Raw genomic sequence first — 629 nt, 5'->3', positions numbered from 1 at the left:
CTAAATGAGAAGAATCTTGTAAATTACAACAAAGCAGGTGTAACTCTAACCCAAGACGGAGAAAGAATTGGCTCTAGCATGATGAGAAACAGTAGATTGTTGGAGGTTTTAATGGATAGTGCATTAAAAGTTGCAATTGATGAGGAGATGGTATGTGGAATTGAGCATCACATGAATAAACAATTCACAGATGCCCTTTGTACAATGTTAAAGCATCCAAGAAAATGTCCCCATGATCATGAAATCCCAATGGGCGAGTGCTGTAAATCAGCTTAAAAATTAATTCCAAGTTTCAAAGATCCCAAAGGATATATCATATTAGAAACAATACAACATATGGCATGTTTTTGTGGCTGCGAGACTTGGCAAAAAAACGATGATGGTTTTAGAGTAGCATGTGTCAAATGTGGTCATGGACCTCAAAATCATGATGAAGAGTTTAGAGCTTCAGCAAGAAAGAATGAGACACAAAGTCAGAAACGTGATGCAGATTTCGGATAATTATTCACCAATAATTTTAACTAAAACTCTTTTAGGTCTTTTCCCATCAAATTCCCCGTAGAGGATTTGTTCCCATGGACCAAAATCTAATTTGCCATTAGTAATGGCAACAACAACTTCTCTTCCCA

Annotated in this window: 3 protein-coding genes; 2 read left to right on the top strand and 1 reads right to left on the bottom strand. The window is 36.6% G+C overall.

The annotated features are described in order from the left end of the window. Together BG20_RS07810 and BG20_RS12750 are read left to right on the top strand one after the other, a co-directional pair. Positions 1–276, top strand: a 276-nt coding sequence (locus BG20_RS07810) for a metal-dependent transcriptional regulator (RefSeq protein WP_010193292.1), incomplete at its 5' end; no start/stop codon positions are given. Between the two features lie 60 nt (positions 277–336). Continuing rightward, positions 337–501 (top strand): hypothetical protein, encoded by a 165-nt coding sequence (locus tag BG20_RS12750; protein ID WP_010193290.1) that lies wholly within the window; start codon positions 337–339, stop codon positions 499–501. On the opposite strand, the gene BG20_RS07805 is transcribed toward BG20_RS12750, so the two are convergent. Further along, positions 502–629: YjbQ family protein (locus tag BG20_RS07805; protein ID WP_010193288.1), on the bottom strand; the 128-nt coding region annotated here is incomplete at its 5' end.

It is taken from the genome of Candidatus Nitrosarchaeum limnium BG20 (assembly GCF_000241145.1).
Lineage (GTDB): Archaea > Thermoproteota > Nitrososphaeria > Nitrososphaerales > Nitrosopumilaceae > Nitrosarchaeum > Nitrosarchaeum limnae.
This window is presented reverse-complemented; position numbering and strand designations above follow the sequence as displayed.